This is a genomic window from Hydrogenophaga sp. (assembly GCF_028698005.1).
Lineage (GTDB): Bacteria > Pseudomonadota > Gammaproteobacteria > Burkholderiales > Burkholderiaceae_C > Hydrogenophaga.
On sequence record NZ_JAQVEJ010000140.1, the window covers coordinates 1 to 7,690 of the forward strand.

Sequence of the window (7,690 nt, forward strand, 5' to 3'; positions counted from 1 at the left end):
CGCGTCCCCCAAGACAGTTTCTGACCCGAGAAGGCAGCACCCTATGTCCACCCGAAAACAACTCAAAGCCCTCATCGAGGCCCGCCGGGGCGTCATCGTTCCCGGCGCCTTCAATGCCCTCTCGGCCAAGGTCGTCGAAGGCCTCGGCTTCGAGGCCATCTACGTCACCGGCGCCGGTGTCACCAACATGTGGTTCGGCATGCCCGATCAGGGCTTCATGGGCCTGCACGAGATCGCCGAGCACACGGCGCGTATCCGCGATGCGGTGCAGGTGCCGCTGCTGGTCGATGCCGACACCGGCTTCGGCAATGCGCTGAACGTGCGCCATACAGTGCGCACGCTGGAGCGCGCCGGCGCCGACTGCATCCAGTTCGAGGACCAGGTGGCGCCCAAGCGCTGCGGCCACTTCGATGGCAAGGCCGTCATCTCGACCGAGGAAGCCGTGAGCAAGATCAAGGCCGCCGTCGACGCCCGCCACGACGCCGACCTGCTCGTCATGGCCCGCACCGATGCCGCCGCCACGCAGGGCTTCGAGGCCGCCGTGGAGCGCGCGCACAAGTTCGCCGAAGCCGGCGCCGACATCCTGTTCGTCGAGGCGGTGACCAAGGCCGAAGAGGTGCGCGCCCTGCCCTCGCGCCTGCCCAAGCCACAGCTCATGAACATGGTGATCGGCGGCCGCACGCCCATCTTCAACGCCGAGCAGCTCGGCGGGCTGGGCTTCGGCATCGTGCTCTACGCCAACGCCGCGCTGCAGGGCGCCGTGGCCGGCATGCAGAAGGCGCTGACCGTGCTGCGCGACGAAAAAGAGGTGCAGGAATCCAGCGGCCTCGTCACCCCGTTCGCCGAACGCCAGCGCCTGGTCGGCAAGCCCGAGTGGGACGCACTGGAAAAGCGCTACACCTGACGGCGCGTGCGGCACCCCACCGCACCTCCCTTGCCATCCCTCTGGGCCAGGCCATCGCCCTGATGGGCCTGGGCAACACCTATTCAGCCAGGGCATTTTCAGGTTCTTCGGAGATTTCCGGGGACGGAAGATCGCCGCCCCCTATGCTGAGGTCTGCAATGACGAGCCGCTGGGGGGGCATGCTGGATCGCAAGACGCTGCAGAAGCTGGGGTATTGGAAGGGCTGATCAGTTGGAGCGGGTGGAGTGGCCAAAGAGCGATGGACGCACGCTGTCGCTGCACCTGAGGCCGGTGGGCAAGGTCAGCCGACACAAAGAGGAGCGGGGCGAGCTGCCCGATCTGCACGCCAACCCTGCCAAGACGGCCAGCGTTTACGACCGCATGAAGGTGGTCAAACGTGATGCGCTGGGTGCCGAATATTCCCACGGTGGGAATTCCGAGGGTGAGAAAACGACAAAGCCCGGCTGAAAACCGGGCTAAGTGCTTGCTTTATCTGGGGTGGCTGATGGGGCTCGAACCCACGACAACAGGAATCACAATCCTGGACTCTACCAACTGAGCTACAGCCACCGTGAGCCTTTGATTATAGCCTGAACTTCAGGCCATGGCATCAAGGTTGTGGTGCTTTGACCAAAATCCTGACCTTGTAGCGGTCCTTGAGCCACTCGTAGTAGGCCTGCGCCTCGGCGGCGGCCCATCCCTGGTTGTATTGGCCGACCTCGCCAGCCTTGGCCGCTTCCTCGCGCGGCGCACGCGGCAGCACCTGCTCGACCTTGACCACGGCGTAGCCCTGGTCGCCGAGCTTGACGCCCTGCCAGGCAGGCAACTGTTTCGGGTCGGCGCTGAGCACGGCATCCAGCACCGCGCGCGGCAGATCCGCGGGCTGGTCACGCGACAGCGTCAGCAACGCTCCCATCGACTTGTCGGCACCGCCCTGGCGCAGCGCGTCCAGTTGTGCCGCACCGTCTTCCTGGGCCAGTTCGGCCGCGCGTTGCGCCACCAGGCGGGAACGCACATCGTCGCGCACCTCGTCCAGCGGGCGGGTGCGTGCCGGCAGGTGGTTCAGGACGCGGGCCGACACCAGCCGGTTGCCGCCGAGGTCGATGGCCTCGGTGTTGAGCTTCTTGTCCAGGGCATTGGCCGCGAAGATGGCCTCGAGCACACGGGGGTCATTCAGGGCGCCGGCATCGGGGCTCGTGCCGTCGCGTGTCAGGCCCTTGAAGGTCTGCACCGGCAGCTTGAACGCGTCCGCCACGGGCTGGAAAGTGTCGGACTGCTCGTACACCAGGTTGCTGAAGGTTTCGGCGCGCTCGCTGAACAGTTTCTGGGCCTGCTGGCGCTTGAGGTCGGCCTCGAGCGTGGCGCGCATGTCCTCGAAGCTGCGTGGCTCGGGGGCCCGGATGTCGGTCAGTGTGATGATGTGATAGCCGAACTCGCTTTCGACCAGGTCGGAAATGTCGCCCTTGGCCATGGAAAACACCGCGTCCTCGAAGGGCTTGACCATGGCGCCCCGGCCGAAGTAGTCGAGATCGCCCCCGTTGGATGCGGAGCCCGGATCCTGCGATTCGGCCTTGGCCAACTCGGCAAAGCTCGCCGGGTTCTGGCGCAGCTTGTCCAGCAGGGCCTGGGCCTTGGCACGCACCTGCTCCTTGTCGTCCTGGCTGGCACCATTCGGGAAAGTCAGCAGGATGTGGCTGGCGCGCCGCTCCTCCGGTCCTGCCAGGCGGGCCGCGTTCTCATCGTAGTACCGGCGCAGTTCGTCCTCGTTGAGCGTGACGTCCTTGGCGATGGCCGCGCCATCCAGCAGCACGTATTCGACGTCGACCTGCTCGGGCGCCTGGAACAGCGCGGCGTTGTTCTTGTAGAAGGCCTCCAGATCGGCATCGCTGGGCTGCACCTTGGCCGTGTAGTCGGCGGCATGGAAGAAGCGCACACGCGCCTCGCGCCGCTGGAAGAAGGCGTCGAGCGTCACGTTGGCCACCCCCGCCGGCGAGAAGGCGGTGCCCGCCAGCCCGTCGATCACCTGCTGGCGCGACAGTTCGGCGCGTACCTGGGCTTCGAACATCTCGGGGCTCATCCCCTGGCGGGCCAGCAATTGCCGGTAGGCATCGACATCGAGCGTGCCGTCCGGCTTGCGCAGCGAGGCAATCAGCTCGTTGGCTTGCAACTCGCGCGCCAGTTTCTGGTCGCTGGTGACCAGGTGCATCTTGTCGGCGGCCAGCGCCACCACGCGGTCGCGCACCATGCGCTCCAGCGTGGCGAAGCGGGCCTGCTCGGTGTCCAGCAGCCTGACGTCCAGGCCCGGCATTTCCTGCTGGCGGCGCTGGACTTCGGCCTGGTGGAACTGGTCCCACTCGGCCTTGCTGATGTCGTGCCCATCCACGCTGGCGACGGTTTCGCCCTGCTCGTTGAAGCGTGTGTAGCCCTCAATGCCGAACAGCACGAAAGAAGGAATGATGAGAATCAGCAAGAAACCCATCAGGTACTTCTTGTGATTGCGTATGGATTCGAACATGCGGTGAATATCCTGCAACAGACTGGCTGAAGAACCGCCAGATGCCCAAAAAAGGGGCCGTTCATTCTACCCGGTCGGCCTCTGTGCAGGCGGTGCGACCCCACCGGGTTCAAGCGCTCGTGCGGCGTGGCGAAACTGCCATGGGCACCGTCATCGTGTCACGCGCGACATGGCGAAAGTTGGGCGCTCTTACATCTGCGCACGAAGCGTTTACAGGGCCTGCGTCACAATGCGCGCCATGACCGGAATGCGGGACGACAGCGCCCAACAAAAACGAAAGCATCGTGCGTGGTGGCCGAAGGGACCAGACTCCCGATGGAGGCGCCGCACCACATGGACCATCGGCATCGTCCTTCTGACCTGGCTGCTGACGTGGCTGGGCATTCCACCGCTGGTGAAATACGGACTGCAGCAGGTCGCCAGCGACCGGCTGGGACGGTCCGTCACCGTCGGCGAGGTGGACTTCCGCCCATGGAGCCTGGCGCTGACACTGCGCGACCTGGCGGTGGCCGGGCCCGATGGCGCCCCCCCGCAACTGCAGGTGCGGCGTCTGCATGCCAACGCTGCCTGGCAGTCCGTGTTCCGGCTCGGCCCGGTGCTCGATGCGCTGCAGATCGACGACCCGTCGCTGTCCGTCACACACCAGGGCGAGGGCCGCTACGACTTCGACGACATCCTGCAGCGGCTCTCCGGCGGCACCGATGAGCCTTCGTCCGGTCCGCTCCGGTTCGCGATCTACAACGTCGAACTGCGCGGCGGCCGGATCGTGTTCCGGGACGAGCCCCGCTCCGGCACGCACGAGGTCAACAACCTGACGCTGAGCGTGCCCTTCATCGCCAACCTCGACTCCCAGCGAGAGGTGAAAGTCCGTCCGCACCTGGCGTTCCGGCTCGACGGCAGCACGTTCGACTCGCAGACGGAGACGACACCCTTCACCGATGACCACCAGACCGATGCCCGACTGAAGCTGGACGATCTGGACCTGACCCGGTACACCGCCTATCTGCCGGCCGACCTGCCGGTGGCGCTGTCATCGGGCCGACTCGACCTGGACCTGCGCCTGTCGTTCACGCAGCAGCCCAAGGTGCGGCTGAAAATCTCGGGCGGCGTGGCTGCGCGGCAGGTGGTGCTCAAGAACCGGCAAAGTGCCGAGTTGATCGCGGTTGACGGCCTGCGTGTGCGGCTGACCGATCTGGCACCGCTGGAACAATCCATTCATGCGGACAGCGTGTCCCTTGAAAATCCCCGGTTGCACCTGGGCCGCGACGCACAGGGGCGGCTGAATCTGGCGCAACTGACCACCTCGTCTCCTGCACAGGCGTCACGCAGCGACATGAGGGGCACTGACTGGCAGGTGCGTGTCGACCAGCTGGCGATCAGCGCCGGCCAGGTGAACTGGAGCGACCAGGGTGTTCCCGGTGGAGCGCAGGCACGCCTCGACGGTCTGACCCTGGACGCCAGGCAAGTCCGCTGGCCATTGGCCGGTGAGCTGCCGTTCAAAGGCAGCGCCGAGATTCTCGTCGCGCGGGATGCATCGGGACAACCGGCAGCGCTGTCGTTCAAGGGCCTGGCCAAGGGCAGCCACGGCAAGGTGGACGTCTCGCTGGACGACCTGGATGTGACCGGTCTGCACCCCTATCTCGCCCAGACGCTGCGCCCGCGTCTGGGCGGACAGCTTGGCATCAAGGGCGAGGTGCAATGGGGCGAGCCCGGGCTGGTCGTGCGTGTGGCCGACTTGCACCTGCGCCAGGGCACACTGGCCTGTGCCGACCAACAGGACTGTGCCGCAGCCACCCAACTCGTGAAGCTGCCGGCCAGGACCACCGCCACGCTCGCGACCCTGCAGATCAGCGATGCCGAGGTGCGCATCGACCGCCAGCAGGTGCGTGTGGGCAAGGTATGGCTCGATGGCGCGCGCGTACAGGTGACGCGCGATGCACAGGGCCGCTGGATGTATGAGCACTGGCTCTCAGGTGCAGGGGATGAAACACCGGTCACCGATAGTGCCAGGCATGGCCAGACATGGGACGTTCTGCTCGATGAAGTCTTGATCCGCCAGGCGGCGCTGGGCTGGCGCGACGACGCGGCGGCCTCGCCCGTGGCATTCTCGGTGTCGGACCTTTCGCTCGACGTGAAAGGCCTGGCCCCCCTGGCCCGCCGTGCGGCGCGGCCCTCGCCGTTCCGTTTCAGCGCCCGCATGGGCGCGGGCCGTACCGACCCGGGACGGCTGTTGGCCGGCGGCACGATCGCGTTGCAGCCACTGGCGGTGCAGGCCAAGATCAGTGCCAGCCGTCTGCCACTGCACGCCCTGGAACCCTATGTGGCCTCATTGCTGAACATGGAGGTCCGCCGCGCCGACACCGGCTTCAAGGGCGAACTGGCGCTGCGCGACACCGCGGGCGGCATCGACCTGCGCGTCACGGGTGACGCGATGGTGGACGACTTCCGCGCGCGCACCCTCACGCGTGCGCAGGCCGGAGGTGCGCCTTCCGGCCTGATGCCATCGGGCACCACTGCCGAGCCTCTGCTCAACTGGAAATCGCTCGCCCTGCAAGGCATCGGCGTGCGCCTGCAGCCCGGGCAACCCCTGTCGGTGGACATCCGGCGCACGGCGCTGAGCGACTTCTTCGCGCGCATCGTGGTGCAGGAAAGCGGCCGGCTGAATCTGCAGGACCTGGTCAGGGAATCCGCGACCGCCTCTGACAGCGAGGCCGGCCCATCCCCCTCGCCTTCGCCGGTGATCCGCTTCGGCCCGGTCGAGGTGAGCAACGGCACCGTGGCCTTTGCCGACCGGTTCATCAAACCCAACTACTCGGCGGACATCACCGAGCTCAACGGTCAGTTGAGCGCGTTCTCGTCGCAGGTGCCCGAGGGTCAGACGCAACCCGACATGGCCGGCATCCGCCTGTCGGGCCTGGTGCAGGGTACGGCGGCACTGGAGGTCACGGGCCAGCTCAACCCGCTGGCCCAGCCACTGGCGCTGGACATTGAGGGACACGTGCGCGGACTGGAGCTGCCGGCCCTCTCGCCCTACTCCGTCAAGTACGCGGGCCATGGCATCGAGCGCGGCAAGATGAGCATGGACGTGCAATACAAGGTGCTGCCCGATGGCCAGCTCACGGCCAGCAACCGCCTGGTGCTCAACCAGCTCGAGTTCGGCGAACAGGTCGAGGGCGCACCGGCCAGTCTGCCGGTCAAACTGGCCACGGCGCTGCTGGCGGATCGCAGCGGCGTGATCGACGTGGACCTGCCCATCAGCGGCTCGCTCAACGACCCCGAGTTCAGCCTCGGCGGCCTGATCATCCGGGCCATCACCAACCTGATCGTCAAGGCCGTCACGGCGCCGTTCTCCTTGCTGGCCAGCGCACTCGATGGCGATGGCGCGGATGCGAACGTGGTGGCGTTCGCGCCCGGTCTGGCCACACTCGACGACGCGGCCAGGGCATCGCTGGACAAGGTGGCGCAGGCGCTCATCGACCGCCCGCGGCTGCGCATGACGGTGGTGGGACAGGCCGATCTGGAGCGCGAGCGGGCCGCCTGGAAGCGCGCGCAACTGCGGCACATGGTGCAGTCGGAAAAGCGTCGCCAGGCCGTTCGTGCGGGGCAGAACCCGTCGCAGGTGGGACCGGTGCAGGAAGCCGAGTACCCCGAGCTGTTGCGGCAGATCTACCGGCGCGCCGACATCAAGAAACCACGCAACGTCATCGGGCTGGCCAAGGACATTCCGGTCGAGCAGATGGAGGCCTTGCTGGTCGAGAACATCACCGTGCCGGACGACGCCATGAATGCACTCGCGGTCGCGCGCGGCGTGGCGGTGCGCGACCATCTGGCCAGCCGGGGCGTGCCGCTGGACCGGCTGTTCCTGGGCGCCGTGAGGCTCGGCTCAGCGGGCAACGATGCCGACACCTGGGCGCCGCAGGCGCAGCTGTCACTGGCGCTGAACTGAGGCGCAGGCTGGCCGGATGGGGGGCAAGGAGAGCGGCAACAGCAACAAAAAAGGACTTGGATCGCTCCAAGTCCTCGTTTCCTGCGATAACCGGGTGGTGGGTGCTGACGGGCTCGAACCGCCGACCTACTCCGTGTAAGAGAGCCGCTCTACCAACTGAGCTAAGCACCCCCGTTGTTGTGCAGCGCCGCGCTGTGGTCAGTTCAGCGCGTCCTTGAGTGCCTTGCCCGGGCGGAACTTGGGCACCTTGGCAGATTTGATCTTGATTTCAGCACCCGTGCGCGGGTTGCGACCTTTGCGTGCCGGGCGCTTGGTCACCGAGAAG

4 protein-coding genes, 2 tRNA genes and 1 pseudogene are annotated in these 7,690 nt (G+C 66.6%); 3 read left to right on the top strand and 4 right to left on the bottom strand.

Going from position 1 to position 7,690, the window contains the following annotated elements; all coding sequences use genetic code 11:
• Window positions 1-43 precede the first annotated feature (43 nt).
• Entirely contained in the window at window positions 44-904 is an 861-nt protein-coding gene (locus PHQ87_RS12545; protein ID WP_300234798.1) for an isocitrate lyase/phosphoenolpyruvate mutase family protein, read from the top strand.
• A 179-nt stretch (window positions 905-1,083) separates the two neighbouring features.
• Window positions 1,084-1,231: pseudogene (locus tag PHQ87_RS12550) on the top strand (ISL3 family transposase); the annotation flags it as partial.
• Window positions 1,232-1,398: 167 nt separating this feature from the next.
• On the opposite strand, the gene PHQ87_RS12555 reads toward PHQ87_RS12550, so the two are convergent.
• Together PHQ87_RS12555 and PHQ87_RS12560 are read right to left on the bottom strand one after the other, a co-directional pair.
• Window positions 1,399-1,474 (bottom strand) — tRNA-His (locus PHQ87_RS12555).
• Between the two features lie 40 nt (window positions 1,475-1,514).
• Window positions 1,515-3,419 carry a SurA N-terminal domain-containing protein gene (locus tag PHQ87_RS12560; RefSeq protein ID WP_300234801.1) on the bottom strand — a complete coding sequence of 635 codons (1,905 nt, stop codon included), beginning with the start codon at window positions 3,417-3,419 and terminating at the stop codon, window positions 1,515-1,517.
• Window positions 3,420-3,813: 394 nt separating this feature from the next.
• Here PHQ87_RS12560 and PHQ87_RS12565 point away from each other — a divergent pair, with 394 nt between their 5' ends.
• Window positions 3,814-7,365 (top strand): DUF748 domain-containing protein, encoded by a 3,552-nt coding sequence (locus PHQ87_RS12565; protein ID WP_300234804.1) that lies wholly within the window; start codon window positions 3,814-3,816, stop codon window positions 7,363-7,365.
• Between the two features lie 95 nt (window positions 7,366-7,460).
• On the opposite strand, the gene PHQ87_RS12570 is transcribed toward PHQ87_RS12565, so the two are convergent.
• Window positions 7,461-7,536: transfer RNA gene (locus tag PHQ87_RS12570), tRNA-Val, on the bottom strand.
• Between the two features lie 27 nt (window positions 7,537-7,563).
• Window positions 7,564-7,690 (bottom strand): HU family DNA-binding protein (locus PHQ87_RS12575; RefSeq protein WP_300234808.1); only part of this gene is annotated, 127 nt, incomplete at its 5' end.

Coding starts and splice junctions, on each gene's coding strand:
- PHQ87_RS12545 (WP_300234798.1), top strand. CDS start 44: ATGTCCACCCGAAAACAACTCAAAGCCCTCATCGAGGCCCGCCGGGGC.
- PHQ87_RS12560 (WP_300234801.1), bottom strand. CDS start 3,419: ATGTTCGAATCCATACGCAATCACAAGAAGTACCTGATGGGTTTCTTG.